Genomic DNA, 24364 nt, shown 5'->3' with positions numbered 1-24364 from the left:
CCGCGTACTCACGCCCCGCGGGGGGGTGCCCACCACCCCCCCCCCCCGGGGGCTTTGGGCGGGGCCGGCGCCCCCGCCCGACCGCCGCCATGTCGAACTCCGCGTCCGGCGTGGGCTCGACGTCTCGCGACCGGCGCCGGGGCGGGGAGGTCTCCCCCTGGCAGACGTCTCGGGCCCAAGTGCCGGGCGGGGAGATTTCCCCCGGAAGACGCCTCGGGCCCCGGTGCCGGGCCGAACGATCTCCCCCGGCAGACGCCTCGGGCCCGGCACCGGGCGGAGAGGTCTCCGTCCGGCACCGGGCCGAGTGCGCCCGCCGCGTCCGGGCGCCGCCTCACCGGGCGGGGCCGGTGCGCGCGGGCGCTTCGGCTACAGCGCGACGCCGAGGAGCGCGTCCACGGCGCGCGAGACGACGCCAGGGGCGCCCTCGTCCGTGCCGCCCCGCTCCTGCTGGGCCGCGGCCCAGCGGTCGACCGCGGCGAGCGCGGTGGGCGCGTCCAGGTCGTCGGCGAGGGCGGCGCGGATCTCCTCGACGAGTGCGTCGGCGGACGGGCCGTCGGGCCGCGACACCGCCGCGCGCCAGCGGTCCAGCCGGGCGACCGCCTCTTCGAGGACGCCGTCCGTCCACTCCCAGTCGGCCCGGTAGTGGTGCGCGAGCAGCGCGAGCCTGATGGCCGCCGGGTCGACGCCCTCGCGGCGCAGCGTCGAGACGAAGACCAGGTTCCCCTTGGACTTCGACATCTTCTCGCCGTCCAGCGCGACCATGCCGGCGTGGACGTACGCCTTGGCCATGGGGAACTGCCCGGTCAGCACCTGGGCGTGGGAGGCGCCCATCTCGTGGTGCGGGAAGGCCAGGTCGGAGCCGCCGCCCTGGACGTCGAAGCCCATGCCGAGGTGGTCGAGAGCGATGGCCACGCACTCGATGTGCCAGCCGGGTCGGCCTCGGCCCAGCGAGCCGCCGTCCCAGCTCGGCTCGCCCTCGCGGGCCGCCATCCAGAGCATCGGGTCGAGCGGGTTCTTCTTGCCCGGCCGGTCGGGGTCGCCGCCCCGTTCCGCGGAGAGCAGCCGCATCGCGGCGGCGTCCAGGTTGGACACCTCCCCGAAGTGCGGGTCGGACCCGACGGAGAAGTAGACGTCGCCCTCCAGCTCGTAGGCGGCACCGGCGTCCCGCAGCCGCTCGACGAGCGGGACGATGCCCGGTATCGCCTCGACGGCACCGATGTAGTGCCGCGGCGGGAGCATCCGCAGGGCGGTCATGTCCTCACGGAAGAGGGCGGTCTCCTTCTCGGCGAGGCCCACCCAGTCGACCCCGTCGCGCTGCGCCCGCTCCAGGAGCGGGTCGTCGACGTCGGTCACGTTCTGGACGTAGTGAACCTGCCGCTTGGTGTCGAGCCACACGCGCTGCACGAGGTCGAACGCGTTGTAGGTCGCCGCGTGTCCCAGGTGGGTGGCGTCGTACGGCGTGATGCCGCAGACGTAGATTCGGGCGACGGGACCGGGGTCGAGGGTGACGAGCCCACCGGTCGCGGTGTCGTGGATCCGGAGGTCGCGGCCCTCACCGGGCAGGGCGGGGACCTCAGAAGCGGGCCAGGCATACATGCCTTGAGCCTAACCGGACGGATGTTCCGTATACGAACCGGACCAGGTCCCGGGGCCGGGCGGACGGTCTCGCCGGACGGCCTCGTGAGTGGCTGGGGCGGGCCACGGGCCATCGGAGGCCCCCGGCGGCGTACGTGGGCCCGCGGCCCGTCGGTCTGCCGTTCCGGGCCCGCTCACACCGGCGGCCACGGGATCGCCGGCCACTCCCCGCTCGGCTCGGGGTGCTGTCCCGAGGCGAGGAGGGCGTCGACGCGTGCCCGGGTGGCGTCCGTCTCGGCGGGTGTGACGAGTTCCGCCAGCCGGGTGGCCAGCGGGGCGCCGGGCGCCAGGGAACCGCGCAGCGAGGTGAGCGCCTCGACGGCCTCGGGGGTGAGGGGCTCCCCCGCCCAGCCCCAGAGCAGCGTCCGCAGCTTGTTCTCGGCGTTGAAGGTGACGCCGTGGTCGATGCCGTACAGCCGGCCCCCGCCCGCGGGCAGCAGGTGGCCGCCCTTGCGGTCGGCGTTGTTGATCACCGCGTCGAGCACGGCGAGCCGCCGCAGCCGCTCGTCGTCGGCGTGCACGAGCAGGGCCGTGCGCCCTTCGCCGACATCGGCGAACCCGATCGCCTTCCAGCCCGCCTCGGGCTCCTCACCCTCCACGAGGGCGAGGAGCTCGGAGTCCGGCTCGGCCTCGATCCAGAGCTGGCACATGCCCTCGCCGTACGGCCCGTCCCGCAGCACGGTGGGCGGCACCAGCCCCCAGCCGGTCGCCTCGGAGACCTCGTACGCCGCCACCTCGCGCTGCGCCAGGGTGCCGTCGGGGAAGTCCCACAGGGGCCGCTCCCCGGCGACGGGTTTGTAGACGCAGGACGCCTCCTGCCCGTCGAGGGAGACGGAGCAGTACAGCACCGCGTTCGAGGCCTCACGGATCTGTCCGCGCACCGTCAGCTCGCCCCGGGCGAGCAGCTCGGTCGTGGTCACGCTCCGCGGCGGTATCCGTTCTGGCGCGGACATACGTGTCCTTCCGGGTCGAGCGGGAGGCTGCACAGCGGGCAGGGCGGCCGGCCGGCGTTGACGACGTCGAGGGCGCGCTTGGCGAACGCCCGGGCCTGCGCGCCGGTGAGCCGGACGCGGAGCATCGGCGGGCCGTTCTCCTCGTCCTGCAGGAGCCGCTCCTCGGCCTCCGCGAGGTCCTCCTCGGAGTCGGCGTCCAGCTCCACCAGGGCCTGCGCCTCGACGATCATGCGCTGCTCGTCACCGTCCCAGGCGAGGGCCATGGTGCCGACCCGGAACTCCTCCTCCACGGGGGTGTCCAGCGGGGCGGTGTCGGAGACCTCGGTGGGGGCGACGGCGGGGACGGGTGCGCTGCCCCCGGTCCGCCGTACGACCTCGTCGAGCAGCTCTTCCATGCGTTCGGCGAGTGCTGCCACCTGGGTCTTCTCCAGGGCCACGCTGGTCACCCGGGGACCCGAGGTGGCCTGCAGGAAGAAGGTACGGCGTCCGGGCAGCCCGACCGTGCCGGCCACGAAGCGGTCCGGTGGGTCGTAGAGGAACACCTGACGGGACACGTCCTGTCTCCATTGGGATCGGCGTCGGGACCGGGACCCGGCGACCGGATCAGTCGTCGGTCCGCTTCGGTCGCTGACAACTACTGCGCTGCTTCGAACGCTTCACCCTACTGCGGCCGACGATCACGGTGCGCCCGCACCGCCCCCGACCGTGGCGTCACCGGCCGCCGCCTCCTCGCGCGGGGCCAGCGAGGTGAGATCGCCGGTGTCGCCGAGCCGGACGAGAAAGGGCCGCAAGCGGGTGTAACGGATCGCGGTGATGGAACAAGGTTCGACAGAGATCCGCTGGAAGAGGTCGAGATGAAGTCCGAGCGCGTCCGCGACAAGGGATTTGATGATGTCTCCGTGCGAGCACATGACGTAGACGGCGTCGCTGCCGTGATCGCGCTCCACGCGCGCGTTCCACTCGCGCACCGCCTCGGCGGCGCGTGTCTGCATCGCGCGCATGGACTCCCCACCGGGGAACGCCGCCGCGGAGGGGTGCGACTGCACCACCTCCATGAGCGGTTCGTCCTTGAGCTCGGCGAGCTTGCGGCCGGACCAGTCGCCGTAGTGGCACTCCCCGATCCGGTCGTCGCTGTGCAGGCGCAGACCGGGGCGGGCGTCGAGCAGCGGGCGCACGGTCTCCTGGCAGCGCTCCAGCGGGCTGGCGACGACTTCGGAGATCGGCAGGCCCGCGAGCCGTCCGGGCAGCGCGGCGGCCTGTGCGGTACCGCGCTCGTCGAGGGTGACGCCGGGCGTCCAGCCGGCGAGCACTGCCGCGGTGTTGGCGGTGGAACGTCCGTGCCGGACGAGGATGAGGGTGGGCATGCCGCCCAGCCTAGGCCCGGGCCCGTGTGTGGCCGGATTTCGAGGGCGGGAGAATACGTGCTGTGATCGTCGACTGCGCCATCTACCGGGAGGGCCGCCGGACCCAGGGCCCCGACGACCTCTCCGACGCCCTGGACGAGGCACGCGCCCGGGACGACACGTTCCTCTGGATCGGTCTGCACGAGCCGACCGCCAAGGAGTTCGACCACGTCACCCGCGAGTTCGGGCTCCATCCGCTGGCCGTCGAGGACGCCCTCAAGGCGCACCAGCGCCCCAAGCTGGAGGTGTACGACGACTCGCTCTTCATGGTGCTGAAGCCGGTGCTCTACGAGCCGGAGAGCGACGCGGTCTCCTCGGGCGAGCTCATGATCTTCCTGGGCGACTCGTTCATCGTCACCGTGCGGCACGGCGAGGGCGCGCCCCTGAAGGAGGTGCGGCAGCGCCTGGAGCAGGACCCGGAGATGCTCGGGCACGGTCCGACGACGGTGCTCTACGCCATCGCGGACGCCACGGTCGACCACTACCTGGACGTGGCGACCGAGCTGCAGACCGACCTGGAGGAGCTGGAGACGGAGGTCTTCTCGCCGGTCGGCGGGGGTTCGCGCCACACGGCGTCCCGCATCTACACCTTCAAGCGGCAGATCCTGGAGTTCCGCCGGGCCACCGGTCCGCTGGCGGTCCCGATGACCCGTCTCGCGGGCACCGGTTCCTTCGGCACCGGGCTGCCGTTCGTCGCGACCGAGACGCAGCCCTTCTTTCGGGACGTCAGCGACCACCTGACCCGGGTGAACGAGTCGGTGGAGGGCCTGGACCGGCTGGTGTCGGACATCCTCTCCGCGCATCTCGCGCAGATGAGCGTCCGGCAGAACGACGACATGAGGAAGATCTCCGCCTGGGCCGCCATGGCCGCGATCCCGACGATGATCGCGGGGATCTACGGCATGAACTTCGACCACATGCCCGAGCTGCACTGGGTGTGGTCGTACCCGGCCGTGATCCTGCTGATGGCGGTCCTGGAGGTCGGGCTGTACCGCATGTTCAAGCGGCGGGGCTGGCTGTAGCGGCCCCCTGTCCGTGCGGGCGGGGCCGTGCCCGCACGGTCGGGTGTCCGGCGGCTCAGGCGAACTCGGGTGCCGTGGTGGCGGGCCCGTTCAGCGCGCCCCGCCGCTCGGGCATCGTCAGGGACACCATCCGCCGCCAGCCCGCCAGCCGCTCGTACGCGTACACGGCGTGGATGCCCGCCGCGAGGGTCGCCGACTTGGCCTTCGGCCAGCCCAGGATGCGTCCCATGTGGTTCATCACGGCGAGGCTGACGTCCCGGTAGACGCGGATCTCGGCGAGCGCGCACGCGCGCAGCGTCCGCTGGATGGCGCGGCCGTGTCCGGCGTACGCGAAGCGCAGCAGTTCCTCGTGGCAGTAGGCGAGGTGGTTGTCCTCGTCGGCCGAGATCATCCGCACGGCGCGGCCGATGTCGGGGTCGTCGGCGAAGTGCCTGCGCAGCAGCTCCATCTGCTCGGAGGCGCGCTGCTCGGTGACCCTGCTGTGCGCGAGGTAGGTGACGATGTCCTGGACGGTCAGGGGCTCGTCGTCCCTGAGCCTGTCGTGCGCGAGCCCGATGCCGTGCCGCTCCAGCAGCATCGTGTAGTCGGTGTCGGGCGGGACCTCGACGGGCGTCAGGCCGCGCTTCTTCATGAGGGCGTTGAAGATGCGCCCGTGCTTGTCCTCGTCGGCGCCGTGCCGGGCGATCCTGGGGGCGAGCTCCCGCTCGCCCGGGGGCACGAGGGCGGCGATCCGGGCGTTCTCCCAGCCCCCCTGCGCCTCGCCGCCGGCAGCGATGGAGCAGAAGAGCCGGAACGATTCGTCGTGGTCGAGAATTTCCTGGAAGAGACTCCTGGCCGAAAGCATCACTGCCCACCTCTCTGCGGGACTCCGCAAAGAACGAGTCAAGTGCCGTCGGCGGCGGGCGGCAACACCTGCGCCGGGCGACTCGGCCGAACGAAGGACGATGCGGACGGTTCCGGGGCGTAACCGAAGAGGCGGGTGGCGCGTTGTTCCGGTGACGGCCGTGGCGGGGAAGACCCCCGAGCCCCCACCACGGCCGCAGAACTTCCCCCGGCGCCCCGCCGGGCTCGCCCGCGTCAGGCGAGTCCGGCCCGCTCCAGGGCGTCGCAGCCGGCCCGCAGCGAGGCGATCCGCTCGTCCAGGGTGAAGCCCGCGGGAGCCAGCGTGAGCGTGGTGACACCGGCGGCCGCGTAGGCCCGCATCCGGTCCGCGATGCGGTCCACGGAACCGAGCAGGGTCGTCCGGTCGATCAGCTCGTGCGGTACGGCGGCGGCCGCGCCCTCCTTGTCCCCGGACAGGTACTTGTCCTGGATCTCGGCCGCCTCCTTCTCGTACCCCATGCGCTGGGCGAGCTGGTTGTAGAAGTTCTGCTTGCGGCTGCCCATGCCACCGACGTACAGGGCGGTGTACGGGCGGAACATGTCGGCGAGGGCGGTCACGTCCTTGTCGTCGCCGAGCGCGAGGGGCAGTGTCGGGCAGACGTCGAAGCCCTCCATCGTCTTCCCGGCCTTCTCCCGGCCCGCGCGCAGATGCGCGATGGCGGTGTCCTCCAGGTTCTCGGCCGACGGGAAGATCAGCAGGGCGCCGTCGGCGATCTCGCCGGTCTGCTCCAGGTTCTTGGGGCCGATGGCGGCGATGTAGAGCGGGATGTGCTCGCGCTCCGGGTGCACCGTCAGCTTGATCGGCTTGCCCGGGCCGCCGGGCAGCGGCAGCGTCCAGTGCTCACCCTCGTAGGACAGGCGCTCGCGGGTCATCGCCCTGCGCACGATCTCCACGTACTCCCGGGTGCGCGCCAGCGGCTTGTCGAACTTGACGCCGTACCAGCCCTCGGAGACCTGCGGCCCCGAGACGCCGAGCCCGAGGCGGAAGCGGCCGCCGGACAGCGAGTCGAGGGTGGCCGCGGTCATCGCCGTCATCGCCGGCTGGCGGGCGGGGATCTGGAAGATGGCCGAGCCCACGTCGATGCGCTCGGTCTTGGCGGCGACCCAGCTGAGCACGGTGGCCGCGTCGGAGCCGTAGGCCTCGGCGGCCCAGCAGACGGCGTATCCCAGTCGGTCGGCCTCCTGGGCGACGGCGAGATTGTCCGCGTCCATTCCGGCACCCCAGTAGCCGAGGTTGATCCCGAGCTGCATGGCCGTTTCCCCTTACCGATCAGTAACGTCCCTTGTCCCGGAGACACTAGCGCGCTGGTGGGCGCGGCGGCAGGGACGGGCGCGGCCCCGTCCGGCGCCGGTTGTCCACAGGGCCCCACACACCGAGTTCAGGCCAGTAATCTCGGCGTCCATGGAGCAGAGGCATCTCGGCCGTACCGGCCTTCGCGTGTCCCGGATCGGACTCGGCACCCTGACCTGGGGCCGGGACACCGACGAACACGACGCCGCCGACCTGTTGAAGGCGTTCTGGGAAGCGGGCGGGAACCTCGTGGACACCGCCGACGTGTACGGGGACGGCGAGTCCGAGTACCTGCTCGGACGTCTCATAGAAGGCCTGGTGCCGCGCCGGGACCTGGTCATCTCGACCAAGGCGGGGAGCGTGCCGGATCCCGACCGGCGCTTCGACGGCTCGCGCGGGCATCTGCTCTCCGCGCTGGACGCCTCCCTCAAGCGGCTCGGCACCGAGTACGTCGACGTGTGGCATGTGCACGCCTACGACCCGGTGACACCCCTGGACGAGACGCTCCAGGCCCTGGACCTGGCGGTCAGCAGCGGCCGCGCCCGGTACGCCGGGGTGTCGAACTTCTGCGGCTGGCAGCTGGCCAAGGCGGCGACGTGGCAGCTCGCGGTGCCCGGCACCCGGACCCGGCTGGCCAGTACGCAGATGGAGTACTCGCTGCTCCAGCGCGGGGTGGAGCGCGAGGTGCTGCCCGCCGCTCTCGACCTCGGCGTCGGTCTGCTGCCCTCCTCGCCCCTCGGCCGGGGCGTGCTCACGGGCAAGTACCGGCACGGGACCCCGTCCGACTCCCGGGGCGGCACGGAGCATCTCGCGCCGTTCGTCGCGCCGTACCTGGACGACGCGGCCGGCCGCATCGTCGACGCCGTGGCGACCGCGGCCGACGGGCTCGCGGTGACGCCGCTCCAGGTGGCGCTCGCCTGGGTCCGCGATCGGCCGGGCGTCACCGCCCCGATCGTCGGCGCGCGCAACGCGCAGCAGCTCAGGGCCGCGTTGTCAGTGGAGACCCTTAGTCTTCCTGACGAGATCTGCCGGGCGCTCGACGACGTGTCGGCGCCGGTGCACCACTATCCCGATCACGACTGGAGCACGCTGTGAGCACGGAGCCCGAGACCACGGAGGAAGCGGAGCCGGGGGCCCCGGGCACGGGCGCGGGCGCGGCGGAAGGCGCCGCGAAGCCCTCGTCCGGCGACGCGGACGGCCCCGGGGTTCCGGAGCCCGGGCCCGAGGCCGACGATGCCGGTGCGGAGACGGGTGCCGGTGCGGAGACGGGTGCCGGTGCGGGAGTCGACGCCCCGGAGGCGGGTGCGGGAGTCGACGCCCCGGAGGCCGGTGCGGAGGCGGACGCCCCGGAGGCGGGTGCGGGAGTCGACGCCCCGGAGGCCGGTGCGGGGAGCGGTGACGACGCCGAGCCGTCCGGTGACGGCAGCGGTGACGGCGGGGGGCACTCCGCCGCGGCGGACGCCGAGGGAGAGCACGGCCCGGCCGCTTCGGGCGACTTCGCGGATGACGGCACGGCGGCGGAGGCCGAGGGTGCGGACTCCGCGAAGGACACGAAAGCCGAGGCCGGCGCGGACTCCGCCGAGGGCGCGGGTAGCGAGGGCACGGACGCCGAGGACGCGGACGCTGCGGTGGGCACGGCGGGCGAGGGTGCGGACGCCGCCGCGGCCCTGTCCGAAACCGAGGCTGAGCTGGCGGCGCAGCGCGAGCTGCGGGAGCGGATCGAGCGGCGCAAGGCCGAGAAGCAGGGGCCGATCCCGGCCGGGACCAAGCTGAGCGGGACGGCGGCCGACCTCCTCGCGGCGGTCCGCGCCGTGGAGAGCGGTGAGAAGCCGGTGGCCACCGCGTTCCGCGAGCCGGAACCGACGCCCCGCAGGTCCGCTCCCGAGCCGGTGCGGCGCCCGCAGCCGGTCGTGCCGGTCGCCGGAGCGCCCGCCGCCGAGACGGTGGACGCGGTGCGGGCCGTACTGACCGAGGGCGGGGCTCCCGACGCGCTCGCCCCTCAGGTCGCCGCCGCCCTCGGGGAGGGCGCGGACGGCCGGCTGCGCGAGGACCCGTGGCAGCTCCTGCGGGTCGCCGGTGTCCGGCCCGAGCAGGCCGACGGCTTCGCGCGGGCGCTGCTCGGCGCGGAGTGCGGCCCGGACGACGAGCGGCGCGGCCGGGCGGTGACGGTGTGGCTGCTGGAGCAGGCGGCTCTCGCCGGGCACACCGCCCTGGAGGCCCCGGCCCTGACCGCCGCGCTCGCCCAGCGCGCGGTGCACGATCCGGACGCCGCCGTGCAGAGCAGCATCGCGGAGGGCGAGGCCCTGGTCTTCCAGGACGCCCTGGAGACGACCGCTCCCGCCCGGGAGCCGGACGCGGGCGAGGAGGAGGCCGAGGAGCGCCCGGTACGCGTCCTGATCGGCCTGGAGCGGTACGCGCTCGCCGAGGAGAGCCTGGCCGACGGCCTCGCGCGCGTGGTCAACGCCGTGCCCAAGGAGTCCGCGCGGGAGTGGGAGGCGCCCGCCGCGGCCGCGTCCCGTTCGGCCGCGGAGCTGATCCGCGCCGTCGCCGGCCACGGGCTGGTGCTGCACACGGGCGGCGAGGCCTCCCGCGCGGAGGCGGCGGAACTGGTCGGCGCCGCTTCGGCGACGGGGCTGCGCGCCGTCGCGGCCGCGCACACGGCGGACGGCCGCGACCGCTTCGCGTCGTCGCTCGACGCCGGGCACGGTGACGTCACGGCCACTGCCGTGACCGTCGCCGGGCTGCTCTCCGGCGCGGAGGGCCCCGGCCGGGACGGGGAGGGGGCTCTCGCGCTGGACCTGCTGGTGCTCCTCGACGCCCCGCAGCTGGACGTCGAGGCCGCCGCCGTGCTCGTGGAGTCGCTGCCCGACGGCGCCAGGCTGGTGCTGAGCGGCGACCCGGGCGTGCTGTGGTCGGCCGGGCCCGGACGCGTCTTCGCCGATCTGCTGGCCGCCCGGGTCTGCCCGCAGGTCGCCTCGCGGACCCCCGACCCCGGTCCCCTCGGGGAGCTGGTCTCCGGTATCGGCATCGGTGAGCTGAACCAGGTGGAGGCGCCCGGCAAGGAGGTCGTGATCGTGCCGGTGCGGGACGCCGGGGAGGCGGTGCACCGGACCGTGCAGCTCGTCGCGGACTCGGTGCCCCGGGCCATCGGGGTCCCGGCCGAGCAGACCCAGGTGATCACCCCGGGCCATGGGGGCGCGGCCGGGACGCGCGCGTTGAACGCCGTGCTCAAGGAGCGGCTCAATCCGGGTCCGGGCCGCTTTGGCGGCTTCGATCCCGGTGACCGGATCGTCCACTCCCCGGCCCCGGGACGTACGGTGCCCGGTCACGTCGTGAAGGCCGACGCCGAGGGGCTGCACCTGGAGTGCGGCGGCGCCCCCGTCGTCGTACCGAAGGAGCGGGTGGAGCAGTCCGTGCGGCACGCGTGGGCGCTGACCGCGCACCAGGCGGTGGGGCACCGCTGGCCTGCCGCGGTCGTGGTGCTGCCGGGCGACGCCGCGGGGTCGCTGACCCGCCCGTGGGTCTACACGGCCTTCGGCCGGGCGGCCCGTCACCTCTCGGTCGTGCACGGCGTCGAGGCGGCCCTGCCGCGGGCGGTGGCGGAGGTCCCGCAGAAGGCGCGCACCACGCGTCTGCCGGCCCTGCTCAGGGCCCAGGTCCCGGCCGCCGGCTGAGCTGGGGGCGGACATGCGAGGTGGCGGCCACCGGAGTCCGGTGACCGCCACCTCGTGCGTGCGCAGAGCCCACGAGCCGCGAGGGCTCAGCGGTCCGCGTCGAGCGGCTCCAGGTCCTCGTCGTCGTCCAGGACCGTGCCCGGCCGGGGGCCCTCGGCGGGGCCCAGGTCGTCGTCGAGGTCGTCGTCCGCCTCGTCGTCGAAGACGGCGCTGACGTCGAAGCGGCAGACGATGCTCTGGGGGTCGGCCTGCTCGAACGGCGCGTCCAGCCACTCGCCCGCCTCGGCCGGCTCGTCCGCGGCGGTCACCCAGAGCGTGGAGTCGCCCTCCTCCAGTCCGAACTCCTTGTGCCGCGAGGCGATCTCGTCCGGCTCGAACTCGCCGAACAGCAGGCCGAGGGCCCCGTGGACCGTGCCGGAGGCGGTGGCCTCCACGCCCGCGTCGTCCTCGACGGCCTCGATGCGCCGGGCGTGGGCCAGCAGGCGCTGCGGCTCGACCACCGAGTAGTCGCGGCGGATCAGCACGCTCAGCGCGTTGGGCTCCTCGGGGCCCGTGTACGGCGGCAGGGTGTCGTCCGTGCCGGGGATCTCGAAGGGCGTGACCTCGTCATAGCGGTCGTACAGCAGTTCGTCGTATTCCTCGGCCGCAGCGGCCAGCTCGTTGAACGCCTCGTACACGGCCGGGTCGTCCTCACCCGTCCTGCGCTCGACCGCGGCCAGGTGGCGGTCGAGTGCGGTCTTGACCGCCTCGGCGGCGGCACGTACCTCGGCAGCGGTGGGCTGCGCAGCATCAGACATAGTGCAGACGCTATCCGTACCGGGCCCGTGCCCGCACAATAGATGCGATGCCGGAATACGAATTTGTCGACGTGTACGTACCGCGCGGGGTCTCCCGCAAGGAAGCCACACGTCTGCTGACGGACCATGCGGAGTACGGACACTGGGAGTTGGACCGCCTGAGCCTTCACCGCGACGGCAGCCGCAGAGTGCGGCTGCGCCGCCGGATCATCCGCCAGGTACGCGCCACGTGGTGAGCGAAGGCGGCTGAGACGGAGCGGGTCCGCCGTGCGGTCCCGCTCCGTTCTCCCCCTCTCCGGGGCATGTCGTCATGCCCTGACCCGAGTGACGGGCCTCATGCCGCCGAGCGTGCCCTGCGGTAGAGGAGCGCGCCCCCGAGCAGCGCGCCCGCTCCCGCCGGGACGAGCAGGCCCATGGGCAGCTCGCTGCCGGTGTGGGCGAGCTGTCCGCCTCCCTGCGGCTGTCCGGCGGCCCGCGCTCCGGCCGGGCCGACCTGCGAGGCGCCGACCACGTCGCCGTGTCCGGACGGCGTGCCCGGGTGGCCGTTCCCGCCCGGCTCGCCCTTCTGTCCGGGCTCTCCGTGGTGCCCGGATCCGCCCGGCTGCCCCGGGGGCACGTTCCGGTCGCCCGGGTGTCCGGGGTGGTGCGGCCGGCCCGAGGGCGGGGTGGAGTGGCCGCCGCCCGGACCGCCGGTGGAGCGGCCGCCGTCGTTGCCGCAGGCGTTGCCGGCCGCCGGGTTGCCGACGCCGCCCACGTTCACGCTATTGCCGCAGACGTTGACCGGCACGTCCACCGGCACCTGGACGTGGTTGCCCGAGCCGACGCCCGGCGAACCGCCGGCGTGCCCTCCGGCGTGCGAGCCGCCGTGGTGCGAGCCGCCGCCCTGGTGCGAGCCGCCGCCGTGTCCGCCGGAGGTGCGCCCGCCTTGGTCGGCGCACTTGTTGCCCATCGCCGGGTTGAGCAGACCGACGACGTTCACGGTGTTGCCGCAGACGTTCACCGGCGCGTGCACCGGAGCCTGCACCGTGTTGCCCGACAGCACGCCGGGCGAGTTCGAACCGGAGCCGTGCGCCCCCGAGTCGGCCTGCGCGTAGCCGCCCGCGGCGGCGAGTACGCCGGTCGCGGCCGCCATCGTCATCAGGCCCTTGCGGGTGACCTGTCGCATTGCTGTTACCTGCCTTCGACCTTGCCTGGGACCTTGCGGAACGTGTCCGCGCGGCGGGCGCGCGGACACCGAAAGCCCGGTCGGCCCCGGAGCGCGTGGCACGCGCTGCGGGGCCGACGAGGGCTCAGAGCCTCATGGAACGAGGCGCAACGTCACTTGTTGATGCAGGTGTTGCCGAAGGCGGGGTTCAGCAGCCCGATCACGGAGACCGTGTTGCCGCAGACGTTCACCGGGATGTGAACGGGCACCTGGACAACGTTGCCGGACAGGACACCGGGGGAGTTCACGGCGGCACCCTGGGCACCCGAGTCCGCGGCAGCCATGCCCGCACCGGCGAGAACCAGACCACTGGTGGCAACGGCGGCGGCGACGATCTTCTTGATCATTATTCCTCCTCGTAGGCAAATGCGACCCCAGCTTCGGGTCACACCACCTGTAACGAGGAGGGAGTAATCGAGCTACGAGCTTATGGTCGCATTCACTCTTCTCAGTCGGCCCCGCACGCGCTGGCGATTATTGGAGTGTCGTTTTACCTGCGCAATCCCCGACGCGGCGTACGCGGCCGGCGGCGCCGGCCCTTCAGGACGCGTCGATGAAGCGGTCCAGCACCCGCACGCCGAACCGCAGGGCGTCCACCGGCACCCGCTCGTCGACCCCGTGGAACATGCCGGCGAAGTCAAGCTCCGGCGGCAGCTTCAGGGGCGCGAAGCCGAAGCAGCGGATGCCGAGGTCGGCGAAGGACTTGGCGTCGGTGCCCGCCGAGAGCATGTAGGGGACGGCGCGTGCGATCGGGTCCTCGGCGGACAGGGCGGTCTGCATGGCGTCGACCAGCGCGCCGTCGAAGGTCGTCTCCAGCGCCTTGTCCGCGTGCACGTCCTCGCGCTTGACCCGCGGGCCGAGGATCCGGTCGAGGTCGGCGAGGAACTCGTCCTCGTACCCCGGCAGGTAGCGCCCGTCGACGTGCGCGGTGGCCTGACCCGGGATGACGTTCACCTTGTAGCCGGCGCCCAGCTGGGTCGGGTTGGCGGTGTTCTGCAGGGAGGCGCCGATCAGCTTGGCGATGCCGCCGAGCCGGGCGAGCGTCTCGTCCATGTTCTCCGGGTCCAGCTCGGTGCCGAGCGCGTCGCCGAGTTCGTCCAGGAAGTGCCGCAGCGTCTTGGTCACCCGCACCGGGAACTTGTGCCGGCCCAGCCGCCCGACCGCCTCCGACAGCTCGGTGATCGCGTTGTCCCGGTGGATCATGGAACCGTGGCCCGCGGTGCCGTCCACGGTCAGCTTCATCCAGTGCATGCCCTTCTGGGCCGTCTCGACGAGGTAGAGGCGCAGGTTCTCGTTGACGGTGAAGGAGAAGCCGCCGACCTCGCCGATCGCCTCGGTGACGCCCTCGAAGAGTCCCGGGTGCTTGTCCACCAGGTGCCGCGCGCCCCAGGTGCCGCCCGCCTCCTCGTCCGCGAGGAAGGCCAGGACGATGTCGCGCGGGGGCTTGCGTCCGCTGCGCATGCGGTCGCGGACGACCGCGAGGGTCATCGCGTCCATGTCCTTCATGTCGACCGCGCCCCGGCCCCAGACGCAGCCGTCCGCGATCTCGCCGGAGAACGGGTGGTGGGTCCAGTCCGCGGCGTTGGCCGGGACGACGTCGGTGTGGCCGTGGATGAGGAGCGCGGGCCGCGAGGGGTCCTCTCCCTCGATGCGGGCCACGGTGGAGGCCCGCCCCTGGTGCGACTCGAAGATCTGCGGTTCGAGCCCCACCTCCGCGAGCTGCTCGGCGATGTACTCGGCGGCCTTGCGCTCGCCCGGACCCGAGTGGTCTCCGTAGTTGCTGGTGTCCATCCGGATCAGCTCGCGACAGAGGTCGACGACCTCGTCCTCGCCAGAGACACCCCTGGCCGTGTTCGACTCGCTCACGCTGCTTCCTCCCACTGTCACTGCTGGTGGTCCCCCTCATCCTCTCCCCGGCACCCCGCGCGCCCCAAGGGCGGGCCCGGCCCGTCACACCCCGTTCACGCGTGAACGGGGTGTGATCGGGGCGCCCTCGGAAGCCTGGTAATGTTTCCTCTGTCGCCGCGAGGGAAACCACGCGCGACAGACACCTTGTCCGGGTGGCGGAATGGCAGACGCGCTAGCTTGAGGTGCTAGTGCCCTTTATCGGGCGTGGGGGTTCAAGTCCCCCCTCGGACACACGAAGAAGCGAGGCCGTGACCGCGAGGTCACGGCCTCGCTCGTTGTGCGCCGGACACGGCGTGATGGACATCCGTGGCGCGGGAGAATGGGCCGCATGACCACGCGTTCCTGCCCGTGCGGGCTCCCGAAGGCCTACGCCGCGTGCTGCGGCCGCTTCCACCGCGGCGAGGCCGCCGCACCCACCGCTGAGGCGCTCATGCGCTCGCGGTACAGCGCCTTCGTGAAGGGCGACGAGGGCTATCTGCTGCGGACCTGGCATCCCGGGACGCGACCCGCGCGGGTGGAGTTCGAGCCCGGGATGCGCTGGACCGGCCTGGAGATCCTGGAGACGTCGGAGGGGTCCGCGTTCCACTCGGCGGGGACCGTGACGTTCCGGGCGAGCCACTCCGGGGGCGTACTGCACGAGCGCAGCCGGTTCACGCGCGTCGACGGGGCCTGGGTGTACGTGGACGGCGACTTCATGGAGTGACGTCCCGCGCCGGGCATCCGGCGGCGGGGATGGATCAGGGGGCCAGGATGTCCAGTTCCTGGAGGGCGCCGACCGTGATCTGGCGGGTGAGCGCCTCCGCACGGACGGTGTCGCCGCCGCGGACCGCCTCGGCGACCTGGACGTGCAGGGTGACGGCGGCCGGGTCGGGGTCCTCGAACATGACCTCGTGGTGGGTGCGGCCCGCGAGGACCTCCGCGACCACGTCGCCGAGGCGGGCGAACATCTCGTTGCCGGACGCGTTGAGGATCACGCGGTGGAAGGCGACGTCGTGGATGAGGTACTTCTCCAGCTGCCGGCCGCGTGAGGTGGCGACCATGCCGAGGGCGCACTCGGTGAGTTCGGCGCACTGGCCGGCCGTGGCGTGCCGCGCGGCCAGCCCTGCGGCGACGGGTTCGACGGCGGAGCGCAGCACGGTGAGCGAGCGGAGCTGGGCCGGGCGGTCGGCGCCGGCCAGGCGCCACCGGATGACCTGCGGGTCGTAGACGTTCCACTCGGCCCTGGGGCGTACCGTCACGCCGACGCGGCGGCGGGACTCGACGAGGTACATGGACTCCAGGACCCGGACCGCCTCGCGCATCACGGAGCGTGAGACGTCGAAGCGCTGCGCGAGCTCGTCCGTACGCAGCACGCTGCCCGGCGGGTACTCCCCCGCCGTGATGGCCGGCCCGAGGGTGTCCAGTACGTGTCCGTGCAGTCCCCGGCCCCGTGTGCTCATGCCGCCAGCGTACGAGGATCCGGGCCCGGAGAAAAAGTCAGACTTATATGTCACAGACTCTTGAATTCGTCGTACCTAATGGGTTTCAGTGTCGTCGACATCCGGTGTCGACGAAGACGGCGAGAGCATGATGCAGCAGACGCGTACCCCCCGCGTGTTCGTGGTGATGGGCGTGGCAGGGACCGGCAAGACCACCATCGGTCCCTTGCTCGCTGCCCGGCTCGGCGTTCCTTATGCCGAGGGCGACGACTTCCATCCCCCGGCCAACATCGCCAAGATGACGGCCGGGGATCCGCTGACCGACGAGGACCGCCGGCCGTGGCTGGACGCGATCGGCGCCTGGGCGCAGGAGCGGGCCGGACTCGGCGGGGTCGTCAGCTGTTCGGCGCTCAAGCGGAGCTACCGGGACCGGCTGCGGGCCGCCGCGCCCGACGTGGTCTTCGTGCACCTCGCCGGTGATCGCGAGCTCATCGAGGGCCGGATGTCGCAGCGGCAGGGGCACTTCATGCCGACGGCGCTGCTGGACTCCCAGTTCGCCACCCTCCAGCCGCTCCAGGCGGACGAGGCCGGGGTCGCGGTGGACGTCTCCGGCAGCCCCGGCGAGATCACCGAACGGGCCGTGGCCGCTCTGCACGGCCTGTCCGAAGACCCGCAGTAAGTCCCCCGGGGGCTTCGCGGAGCCCCCGGGGTCTCCCCGACAGACACGTACACGCAAGGGAAGCACCCGTGACCAGACTCAGCGTCGAGATGCTGGCAGCGGACGCCGTGGAGCCGATCACCTCGGCCGGCCATGCCCAGTTGGGCATAGCCGTCCTGGCCGGCATCGCCGTCATCGTCCTGCTCATCACGAAGTTCAAGCTGCACGCCTTTCTCGCCCTGACCATCGGCTCGCTCGCGCTGGGCGCCTTCGCCGGGGCGCCGCTGGACAAGGCCATCCTCAGCTTCACCGGAGGACTCGGCTCGACCGTCGCCGGTGTGGGCGTCCTCATCGCGCTCGGTGCGATCCTCGGCAAGCTGCTCGCCGACTCCGGCGGCGCCGACCAGATCGTCGACACGATCCTCGCCAAGGCGGGCGGCCGTGCCATGCCGTGGGCGATGGTGCTGATCGCCTCGGTGATCGGCCTGCCGCTGTTCTTCGAGGTCGGCATCGTCCTGCTGATCCCCGTGGTGCTGATGGTCGCCAAGCGGGGCAACTACTCACTCATGCGCATCGGCATCCCGGCCCTCGCCGGCCTGTCCGTGATGCACGGACTGGTCCCGCCGCACCCCGGCCCGCTGGTCGCGATCGACGCGGTGAAGGCCAACCTCGGTGTCACCCTGGCGCTCGGCGTCCTGGTCGCCATCCCCACGGTGATCATCGCGGGTCCCGTCTTCTCCAAGTACGCGGCCCGCTGGGTGGACGTCCCGGCGCCGGACCGCATGATCCCCGCCCGCGCCTCCGAGGACCTGGACCGGCGTCCCGGGTTCGGCGCCACGCTCTTCACCATGCTGCTGCCCGTCGTGCTGATGCTGGCCAAGGCCCTCGTGGACATCGTCGTGGACGACCCCGCGCACATGGTCCAGCGCGTCTTCGACGTCGTCGGCTCGCCGCTGATCGCGCTCCTCGCGGCCGTCATCGTCGGCATGTTCACGCTCGGCCGGGCGGCCGGGTTCACCCGGGAGCGGCTGTCGACGACCGTCGAGAAGTCCCTCGCCCCGATCGCCGGCATCCTCCTGATCGTCGGCGCGGGCGGCGGCTTCAAGCAGACGCTGATCGACTGCGGGGTGGGCCAGATGATCCTGGACATCTCGAAGGACTGGTCGATCCCGGCTCTGCTGCTGGCCTGGCTGATCGCGGTGGCGATCCGGCTCGCGACCGGTTCGGCGACCGTGGCCACCATCTCGGCCGCCGGTCTCGTCGCGCCCCTCGCCGCCGACATGTCGACCACGCACGCCTCGCTCCTGGTGCTGGCGATCGGCGCGGGCTCGCTGTTCTTCAGCCACGTCAACGACGCCGGGTTCTGGCTGGTCAAGGAGTACTTCGGCCTGAACGTCGGGCAGACGATCAAGACCTGGTCGGTCATGGAGACGATCATCTCCGTGGTCGCCGGCGCACTGGTCCTGCTGCTGTCCCTCGTCATCTAGGCGCCCCACCCGTACGCACCGCCGCGCCGCCCGGTCCTCCGGGCGGCGCGGCGGTGCGTCACGGACGCCAGAGCGGGTGCTCGCGCTCCGCCCACTCCCGGCTCACCGAGCCCGTGCGCAGCCCGCGGCGGGCCTCCGGGTCCGCGAGGGCCATCCCGATGTGGCCGGCGAGGACGACGCCGATCGTCAGGGCGAGCCAGTCGTGCACGAAGGTGGCCGAGGTGCGCCACATCAGGGGGGTGAGGTGGGTGAACCACATGAGCAGTCCGGTGCCGAGCATCACCAGGCTCGCGCCGGCGATCCAGGCGGCGTAGGTCTTCTGGCCCGCGTTGAACTTGTCGGCGGGCCGTTCGCCGTGGCGGGTCGCGCGGCGCAGCGCCGCACGCAGCCACTGCCGGTCGTGCGGGCCCCAGCGGTTGAGCCGGCCCAGGTCCGCCCGGAAGGCGCGCGAGGCCAGGCCCGCCAGCACCGGGACGGGCAGCAGGAGTCCCGCCCACTCGTGGACCCGCACGACGAGTTCGCGCCGGCCGACGAGTTCGGCGAACGTCGGCAGGTACAGGCAGGCGGCGGTCGCGACGCACACGCCCGTCAGCGCGGCCGTCGTGCGGTGGATCCAGCGCTCGGCGGGCGTGAAGCGGCGCACGCGGGTGGTGCGGGGCGGGGCCTCAGCCGGTGGGTTCATCGTCGCGTCCGTTCGAGCGGCCGACCCAGGCGTCGACGTCGTAGCCGCGCTTCTCCCAGTAGCCGGGGCGGACCTCGTCGGTCACGGTGATGCCGGAGAGCCACTTGGCCGACTTGTAGAAGTACATGGGGGCCACGTACAGGCGGACGGGGCCGCCGTGCGCGTGGCCGAGGTCCTTGTCCTGCATGCGCAGCGCCACCATGACGTCCCGGCGGCGGGCCTGGTCGAGGGTGAGGCTCTCGCTGTAGGCGCCGTCGAAGCAGGTGAAGCGGACCGCGCGGGCGGACGGCCGCACCCCCGCGGCGTCCAGCAGCCGGGACAGGCGCACCCCTTCGAAGGGGGTGCCGGGCACCCGCCAGCCGGTGACGCACTGGACGTCGTGGACGAGCCGGGTCTGCGGCAGGGCGCGCAGTTCGCCGAGCGTGTACGTGCCGGGGCGGTCGACGAGTCCGTCCACCGTGAGCCGGTAGCTGCGCGCGTCCTTGTGCGGCACCGACGAGGTCACGGAGTAGTAGCGGAAGCCGCCGCCGTTGGGCAGGAGCCCGGTCAGGCCGGTGGGGTCCTTGTCGGCGGCGCCGCCGAGGAAGCCCTCCAGGCCGCGCTGGAGCACGGGGGCGGTCACCACGCCGAGGGCGCCGAGGCCGAGGGTGCCGAGCAGGACCCGCCGCCCGATGGGCGTGCCCCGTTCTTCGGGCCGTTCTGAGTTCACGTATCGATTCGAACACCCGCGACCCCCTCGGGGCCAGGGGCCACGGGTGCCCGTCAGAAATACGTAACCACTTCCCCTGGGGTGCTCAGCCGGCCGACTCCGCCGCCTTGTCCAGCTGGAACGCCTCGTTGCCGAGTCCGATCCTGGCGTGCGCCTCGGGCTTGCGGGAGCGCAGGACGAGCCCCTGGACGAGCCCGACGACCAGGGCGAGCCCGATGATGCCGGGCAGCATCCAGTTCAGCGCGGAGTCCGGGCCGGTGCCGACGAGGACGTCGAAGTCCTTGACCGTGTAGCCCGCGATGACGAGGAGGGCGAGGCCCGCGAGCACGGAGGTGACCAGCCGCCAGGCCTGGGCGCGGGCGGCGCCGCGGCGGGCGAAGAAGACGACCACGGAGAAGGACGCGGCGGCCATCAGCAGGATGACGCCGAGGGCGCCGACGTTGCCGCCCCAGGTGAAGAGGTGCAGGACGGGCGCGGTCGGGTCGCCGGACGGCTTGTCGTCCGCCACCGCGAAGGCGCCCACGATCAGCACGGACACGACCGTCTGCAGGAGTGAGCCCGTGCCGGGGGCGCCGCTCGCGCCCGTGGTGCGTCCGAAGGTGGCCGGCAGCAGTCCCTCGCGGCCCATGGCGAAGGCGTAGCGCGCGACGACGTTGTGGAAGCTGAGCATCGCCGCGAACATGCCGGTCACGAAGAGGACGTGCATGACGTCGGTGAAGGTGGTGCCCAGGCGCGGTTCGGTGAGGAAGAACAGCAGCCCGGCGCTCTGCTTCTGGGCGGCGGGCACGATCGCGGAGGGGCCGGCGGCGACGGTGAGCGCCCAGGAGCTGATCGCGAAGAACACGGCGACGAAGGAGATGGCCAGGAACATCACGCGCGGTACGAGGATGTGCGGGCGGCTGGTCTCCTCGGCGTACACCGGCGCCTGCTCGAAGCCGGTGAAGGCGGCGATGCAGAAGCACAGGGCGGTGCCGACGCCGGCGCCGGTGAGGGTGTCCGGGTTGAAGGCGTGCAGCGACAGGCCCTCCCGGGCGGGGTCGGCGACGGCCGCGATGTCGAAGACGACGACCAGGGCGACCTCGATCAGCAGCAGCACGCCCAGCACGCGGGCGTTCACGTCGATCTTCAGCCAGCCGAGCGCCCCGACGACGAGCACGGAGAGCAGTGCCGGTATCCACCAGGCGATGTCGAGGTCGAGGTAGGTGGCGCAGAGGCCGGAGACCTCGAAGCCGAAGATGCCGTAGATGCCGACCTGAAGGGCGCTGTAGGCGACCAGCGCGACGAGGGCGGCGCCCGCGCCCGCGGTGCCGCCGAGGCCGCGGGAGATGTACGCGTAGAAGGCGCCCGCGTTGTGGACGTGGCGGCTCATCTCGGCGTAGCCGAGGGAGAAGAGGGCGAGGACCACGCCGAGGATGACGAACAGCAGCGGCTGTCCGACGATCCCCATCACCCCGAATGTGGTGGGCATGACACCCGCGACGACCATGAGGGGCCCGGTCGCGGCCAGCACGGAGAGCAGGAGGCCCGCCGTGCCGAGGCGGTCGGCGCGCAGGGCGCGGTCCTGTCCCTTGAACGTGCTGATGCCGGACCCGGCGGTGGGTCTGGCGCTCTTGCTCGTGCTCGAACTGCCCGTCGTCATGGCGGGTTGTCCTCTCCGGTGGTGGGATCAGGCCGTGCCCAGCGCGCTGTCGCGGGCGGCACGGAAGGCTTGGTGCGGATCGCGGTCGGGGTACGACCAAGGCGCCGGGGTGGCGTGCGCTCCGATGCGGTGGAAGAGGGCGGCGGCCTCGGCGCCCCGGCCCTCGCAGTACTTGGCGTGGGCGAGGAAGTTGAGGTCGACGTGGCGGCGCGGGTGGTCGTCGCGTTCCCACTCCAGCCACCAGTCGAAGGCGGCCTTCATCACCTGGCGGGCCCGCCGGCCGACCCAGTGGCCGGAGGCGACGGGGTCGGCCGGTTCGAGGCCGGCCGCGGCCAGCACACGGAAGCGCTCGGCGTGCGCGACCACCGGGAGGATGGCCAGGGGCGAGTCGGCGGGCGCCTGTTCGGCGGCCCAGTTGGCGAAGTCGTACACCTCGTGCAGCGGGTCCTGCCCGGCGTCGGCGCGGCGCTCGGCGAGGCGCGCGACCATCAGGTGGTGCGCGTGGTGGTGGTCGGGGTAGCGGTGCCGGACCTCGTCGAAGAGCCGGACGACGTCCTCCTCGCTGCCCATCGAGCGCTCCAGCATCAGCAGGCCGAGCCACGGGGTGGGGTCTGCGGGCGCGAGGGCGGCGGCGTCGCGGCACGCCTCCCGGGCGCGCTCCGGGCGCTCCTTGCCGTCGAGCGCGCGCTGCACGGTGGCGACCGCGAGGAGTACGGAGGCGCAGCTCGACTCGGGTTCGGCGAGCAGCCAGTCGCGGGCCCAGGTGAGGGCGGTCGGCTCCAGGGCGAGGACGGTGACCCGGTGGCCGCGGCGGTCCCAGTCGTCCCCCGTCGCGCCGAGCAGGGAGCGGACCCCGGCCCAGCGGCCCTGGGCCAACGCGGCGCGTGCGGTGACCAGTTCGACGTCGTCGAGGGCGGCGTCGAAGGCCTGGGCCGCGCGCTTGCGGCCGCGGCCTAGAGGGGGCGGGGGTGGGGGCACCGCGGGCGGTCCTTACGCGGGTGGTCCGTACAGAGCGGGGCCCGTCCGGGCCTGATCACGCAAAGCAAACCGTCAGCCAATGGTTGGCGTCAAGGGCCACCCGAACTGCTACACGTGTCAACTCTCGCATCCGAAAGCGAGGTTGACCCCGCTGCCTGCGGATACGGGCCGAAAGGCCGCGCTCCGGGTGGTGTTCACGCCGCCCGGAGCGCGCCCCTCCGGGCGGTTCAGCCGACGGCCTCCGCGGCCGCCCGGCCGGCGGTGCGGCCGGAGAAGAGGCAGCCGCCGAGGAAGGTGCCCTCCAGCGAGCGGTAGCCGTGCACCCCGCCGCCGCCGAATCCCGCGGCCTCCCCCGCCGCGTACACCCCGGCCAGCGGGTCGCCGCCGTCGGTCAGCACCCGGGAGGAGAGGTCGGTCTCCAGGCCGCCGAGCGTCTTGCGGGTGAGGATGTTCAGGCGCACGGCGATCAGCGGGCCGGCCGCGGGATCGAGGATGCGGTGCGGGGCCGCCGTCCGGATCAGCTTGTCCCCGAGGTACCTGCGGGCCCCGTGGATGGCGGTCACCTGGAGGTCCTTGGTGAACGGGTTGGCGATCTCCCGGTCCCGCGCGACGATCTCGCGGCGCAGCGCCGCCTCGTCGATTAGCGGCTCCTTGGTGAGGGCGTTCATGCCCCGCACGAGCGCGCTGAGGTCCTTCTCCACGACGAAGTCCGCGCCGTTGTCCATGAACGCCCTGACCGGGCCGGGCACGTCGGCGCGGGCCCGCTGGAAGACGCCCTTCACCGACTTGCCCGTGAGGTCGGGGTTCTGCTCCGAGCCCGAGAGCGCGAACTCCTTGCCGATGATCTTCTGGTCGAGGACGAACCAGGTGTGGTCGTACCCGGTCCGCATGATGTGTTCCAGCGTGCCGAGGGTGTCAAAGCCGGGGAAGAGCGGCACGGGCAGCCGGTTGCCGCGGGCGTCCAGCCAGAGCGAGGACGGGCCGGGCAGGATGCGGATGCCGTGGTTCTCCCAGACGGGGTTCCAGTTCCGGATCCCCTCGGTGTAGTGCCACATGCGGTCGCGGTTGATGAGGTGCGCGCCCGCGTCCTCGGCGATCGCGAGCATCTTGCCGTCGACGTGCGCCGGCACCCCGGCGACCATCGTCTCGGGCGGGCTGCCCAGCCGCTCCGGCCAGTTGGCGCGGACCAGGTCGTGGTTGCCGCCGATGCCGCCGGAGGTGACGATCACCGCCTGGGCCCGTAGCTCGAAGGTGCCGGTGACCGTGCGGCTGCTGGCCTCGCCGCGCTCGACGCCGGACGGCTCCAGGATCTCGCCGGTCACCGTGTCGACGGCGCCCGCGCTGCGGGACAGGCCGGTGACGCGGTGGCGGAACCTGAGCTCCACGAGGCCGCGGTCGACGCCGGCGCGGACCCGGCGCTCGAAGGGGGCGACCAGGCCCGGGCCGGTCCCCCAGGTGATGTGGAAGCGCGGTACGGAGTTGCCGTGGCCGTTGGCGTCGTAGCCGCCGCGCTCGGCCCAGCCGACGACCGGGAAGAAGCGGACGCCCTGCCGGTGCAGCCAGGGCCGCTTCTCACCGGCCGCGAAGTCCACGTACGCCTCGGCCCAGCGGCGCGGCCAGTGGTCCTCGGGACGGTCGAAACCGGCGGTGCCCATCCAGTCCTGGAGCGCGAGGGCGTGACTGTCCTTGATCCGCATCCGCCGCTGCTCGGGCGAGTTCACGAAGAACAGCCCGCCGAAGGACCAGTGCGCCTGGCCGCCGATCGACTGCTCGGGCTCCTGGTCGAGGAGGATCACCCGGCGGCCGGCGTCGACGAGCTCCGCGGTCGCCGCGAGCCCCGCGAGGCCGGCTCCGATCACGATCACGTCTGCGTCGTGGGCCATGTACGCGTCCTCTCGGCATTCCGACCGGTCGGACGGCGCCGGCGGAGACGGCGGCTCGTCGCCGGTTGGTGAGACAGTGGTAACAGTCGGCCAGGAGCCCCGAAGGCATCGTTACTGGTCGGTCAGATCCTTCGGCAGATG

The 24364-nt window shown here is 72.9% G+C and carries 23 protein-coding genes and 1 tRNA gene; 8 read left to right on the top strand and 16 right to left on the bottom strand.

From position 1 onward, the window contains the following. Nucleotides 1-366 precede the first annotated feature (366 nt). The 4 genes from mshC to ACWGIS_RS25910 all read right to left on the bottom strand — a co-directional run bounded on the left by mshC (nucleotide 367) and on the right by ACWGIS_RS25910 (nucleotide 3952). A complete protein-coding gene (gene mshC / locus ACWGIS_RS25925; protein ID WP_453364840.1) occupies nucleotides 367-1596 on the bottom strand; it encodes a cysteine--1-D-myo-inosityl 2-amino-2-deoxy-alpha-D-glucopyranoside ligase in 1230 nt (409 codons plus the stop codon). 173 nt (nucleotides 1597-1769) lie between these two features. Further along, nucleotides 1770-2588, bottom strand: coding sequence for an SCO1664 family protein (locus tag ACWGIS_RS25920; protein WP_453364839.1), 819 nt, complete (start codon nucleotides 2586-2588; stop codon nucleotides 1770-1772). Then, nucleotides 2552-3142, bottom strand: coding sequence for a DUF3090 domain-containing protein (locus ACWGIS_RS25915; protein ID WP_355793007.1), 591 nt, complete (start codon nucleotides 3140-3142; stop codon nucleotides 2552-2554). The genes ACWGIS_RS25920 and ACWGIS_RS25915 overlap by 37 nt, the downstream gene beginning before the upstream one ends. Before the next feature lie 123 nt (nucleotides 3143-3265). After that, a complete protein-coding gene (locus ACWGIS_RS25910) occupies nucleotides 3266-3952 on the bottom strand; it encodes a histidine phosphatase family protein (RefSeq protein WP_453364838.1) in 687 nt (228 codons plus the stop codon). A 62-nt stretch (nucleotides 3953-4014) separates the two neighbouring features. Here ACWGIS_RS25910 and corA point away from each other — a divergent pair, with 62 nt between their 5' ends. Next, on the top strand, nucleotides 4015-5013 hold the full coding sequence (corA, locus tag ACWGIS_RS25905) for a magnesium/cobalt transporter CorA (RefSeq protein ID WP_453364837.1): 999 nt from the start codon (nucleotides 4015-4017) through the stop codon (nucleotides 5011-5013). A gap of 55 nt (nucleotides 5014-5068) precedes the next feature. On the opposite strand, the gene ACWGIS_RS25900 is transcribed toward corA, so the two are convergent. After that, nucleotides 5069-5857 (bottom strand): ferritin-like domain-containing protein, encoded by a 789-nt coding sequence (locus ACWGIS_RS25900; protein WP_453364836.1) that lies wholly within the window; start codon nucleotides 5855-5857, stop codon nucleotides 5069-5071. Nucleotides 5858-6090: 233 nt separating this feature from the next. Then, complete coding sequence (locus ACWGIS_RS25895; RefSeq protein WP_453364835.1) at nucleotides 6091-7146, bottom strand: LLM class F420-dependent oxidoreductase; 1056 nt, start codon at nucleotides 7144-7146, stop codon at nucleotides 6091-6093. A gap of 151 nt (nucleotides 7147-7297) precedes the next feature. On the opposite strand from ACWGIS_RS25895, the gene ACWGIS_RS25890 reads away from it, so the two are divergent. Together ACWGIS_RS25890 and ACWGIS_RS25885 are read left to right on the top strand one after the other, a co-directional pair. Further along, entirely contained in the window at nucleotides 7298-8281 is a 984-nt protein-coding gene (locus ACWGIS_RS25890) for an aldo/keto reductase (RefSeq protein WP_453364834.1), read from the top strand. Then, entirely contained in the window at nucleotides 8278-10860 is a 2583-nt protein-coding gene (locus ACWGIS_RS25885) for a helix-hairpin-helix domain-containing protein (protein ID WP_453364833.1), read from the top strand. Before ACWGIS_RS25890 ends, ACWGIS_RS25885 begins: the two co-directional genes overlap by 4 nt. An 86-nt stretch (nucleotides 10861-10946) precedes the next feature. Here the strand turns inward: ACWGIS_RS25885 and ACWGIS_RS25880 are convergent, their stop codons facing one another. Next, a complete protein-coding gene (locus ACWGIS_RS25880; protein WP_453364832.1) occupies nucleotides 10947-11657 on the bottom strand; it encodes a hypothetical protein in 711 nt (236 codons plus the stop codon). Nucleotides 11658-11704: 47 nt separating this feature from the next. Between ACWGIS_RS25880 and ACWGIS_RS25875 the strand changes: the two genes are divergently transcribed. Continuing rightward, nucleotides 11705-11893 (top strand): DUF5703 family protein, encoded by a 189-nt coding sequence (locus tag ACWGIS_RS25875; RefSeq protein WP_005319466.1) that lies wholly within the window; start codon nucleotides 11705-11707, stop codon nucleotides 11891-11893. A gap of 98 nt (nucleotides 11894-11991) precedes the next feature. Here ACWGIS_RS25875 and ACWGIS_RS25870 read toward each other — a convergent pair whose 3' ends face one another. The 3 genes from ACWGIS_RS25870 to ACWGIS_RS25860 form a co-directional block, all read right to left on the bottom strand. Beyond that, complete coding sequence (locus tag ACWGIS_RS25870; RefSeq protein WP_453364831.1) at nucleotides 11992-12822, bottom strand: chaplin; 831 nt, start codon at nucleotides 12820-12822, stop codon at nucleotides 11992-11994. Between the two features lie 152 nt (nucleotides 12823-12974). Beyond that, complete coding sequence (chpH, locus tag ACWGIS_RS25865) at nucleotides 12975-13208, bottom strand: chaplin ChpH (RefSeq protein WP_355791431.1); 234 nt, start codon at nucleotides 13206-13208, stop codon at nucleotides 12975-12977. Nucleotides 13209-13401: 193 nt separating this feature from the next. Further along, nucleotides 13402-14727, bottom strand: coding sequence for a M20/M25/M40 family metallo-hydrolase (locus tag ACWGIS_RS25860; protein WP_453364830.1), 1326 nt, complete (start codon nucleotides 14725-14727; stop codon nucleotides 13402-13404). 188 nt (nucleotides 14728-14915) lie between these two features. On the opposite strand from ACWGIS_RS25860, the gene ACWGIS_RS25855 reads away from it, so the two are divergent. Together ACWGIS_RS25855 and ACWGIS_RS25850 are read left to right on the top strand one after the other, a co-directional pair. Then, nucleotides 14916-15000 (top strand) — tRNA-Leu (locus tag ACWGIS_RS25855). A gap of 97 nt (nucleotides 15001-15097) precedes the next feature. Then, entirely contained in the window at nucleotides 15098-15472 is a 375-nt protein-coding gene (locus ACWGIS_RS25850; RefSeq protein WP_453364829.1) for a YchJ family protein, read from the top strand. Nucleotides 15473-15506: 34 nt separating this feature from the next. Here the strand turns inward: ACWGIS_RS25850 and ACWGIS_RS25845 are convergent, their stop codons facing one another. Beyond that, nucleotides 15507-16208, bottom strand: a complete 702-nt coding sequence (locus ACWGIS_RS25845; RefSeq protein ID WP_453364828.1) for a FadR/GntR family transcriptional regulator — start codon at nucleotides 16206-16208, stop codon at nucleotides 15507-15509. A gap of 130 nt (nucleotides 16209-16338) precedes the next feature. Here ACWGIS_RS25845 and ACWGIS_RS25840 point away from each other — a divergent pair, with 130 nt between their 5' ends. Further along, nucleotides 16339-16866, top strand: a complete 528-nt coding sequence (locus ACWGIS_RS25840) for a gluconokinase (RefSeq protein ID WP_453364842.1) — start codon at nucleotides 16339-16341, stop codon at nucleotides 16864-16866. Between the two features lie 68 nt (nucleotides 16867-16934). After that, the gene (locus ACWGIS_RS25835) at nucleotides 16935-18332 is read left to right on the top strand and encodes a GntT/GntP/DsdX family permease (protein WP_453364827.1); all 1398 of its coding nucleotides are present in this window, start codon (nucleotides 16935-16937) and stop codon (nucleotides 18330-18332) included. A gap of 58 nt (nucleotides 18333-18390) precedes the next feature. Here ACWGIS_RS25835 and ACWGIS_RS25830 read toward each other — a convergent pair whose 3' ends face one another. The 5 genes from ACWGIS_RS25830 to ACWGIS_RS25810 form a co-directional block, all read right to left on the bottom strand. Next, nucleotides 18391-19014 carry a cytochrome b/b6 domain-containing protein gene (locus ACWGIS_RS25830; protein WP_453364826.1) on the bottom strand — a complete coding sequence of 208 codons (624 nt, stop codon included), beginning with the start codon at nucleotides 19012-19014 and terminating at the stop codon, nucleotides 18391-18393. After that, nucleotides 18998-19723 carry a molybdopterin-dependent oxidoreductase gene (locus ACWGIS_RS25825; RefSeq protein ID WP_453364825.1) on the bottom strand — a complete coding sequence of 242 codons (726 nt, stop codon included), beginning with the start codon at nucleotides 19721-19723 and terminating at the stop codon, nucleotides 18998-19000. The genes ACWGIS_RS25830 and ACWGIS_RS25825 overlap by 17 nt, the downstream gene beginning before the upstream one ends. 85 nt (nucleotides 19724-19808) lie before the next feature. Continuing rightward, nucleotides 19809-21362: an APC family permease gene (locus tag ACWGIS_RS25820; protein ID WP_453364824.1), complete on the bottom strand. Its 1554-nt coding sequence runs from the start codon at nucleotides 21360-21362 to the stop codon at nucleotides 19809-19811. Nucleotides 21363-21389: 27 nt separating this feature from the next. Continuing rightward, the gene (locus ACWGIS_RS25815) at nucleotides 21390-22340 is read right to left on the bottom strand and encodes a hypothetical protein (protein WP_453364823.1); all 951 of its coding nucleotides are present in this window, start codon (nucleotides 22338-22340) and stop codon (nucleotides 21390-21392) included. Nucleotides 22341-22567: 227 nt separating this feature from the next. Next, complete coding sequence (locus ACWGIS_RS25810) at nucleotides 22568-24223, bottom strand: FAD-binding dehydrogenase (protein WP_453364822.1); 1656 nt, start codon at nucleotides 24221-24223, stop codon at nucleotides 22568-22570. Nucleotides 24224-24364: the final 141 nt, after the last annotated feature.

Source organism: Streptomyces sp. NPDC054842 (assembly GCF_053611025.1).
This window is presented reverse-complemented; position numbering and strand designations above follow the sequence as displayed.